Raw genomic sequence first — 372 nt, forward strand, 5'->3', positions numbered from 1 at the left:
GCAAGGTCTACCGGCGCGATACTGATGATGCCACGCACAGTCATCAGTTCCACCAAGTAGAAGGACTGGTTGTCGGTGAGCACGTGACGATGGCTGACTTGAAAGGGACGTTGGAAGTAGTTGCCCAAAACCTGTTTGGTGATCAGTTGAAGGTTCGCTTGCGACCAAGCTACTTCCCATTTACTGAGCCAAGCGTTGAAGCTGACGTTACCTGCTTCAACTGTCTGGGCAAGGGCTGTGCAATCTGTAAAGGCAATGGCTGGATTGAAGTCTTGGGTGCCGGGATGGTTCATCCAAACGTCTTGAAGATGTCAGGCGTTGATCCTGACGTATATGGCGGCTTTGCCTTTGGACTGGGGCCGGACCGTTTTG

The 372-nt window shown here is 52.4% G+C and carries 1 pseudogene; it reads left to right on the top strand.

From position 1 onward, the window contains the following. Window positions 1-372 (top strand): annotated as a pseudogene (gene pheS / locus P0G09_RS15985) (phenylalanine--tRNA ligase subunit alpha); the annotation flags it as partial.

Origin of the sequence: Faecalibacterium sp. DFI.5.82 (genome assembly GCF_029076575.1) — a bacterium.
Taxonomy (GTDB): Bacteria; Bacillota; Clostridia; order Oscillospirales; family Ruminococcaceae; genus Faecalibacterium; species Faecalibacterium duncaniae.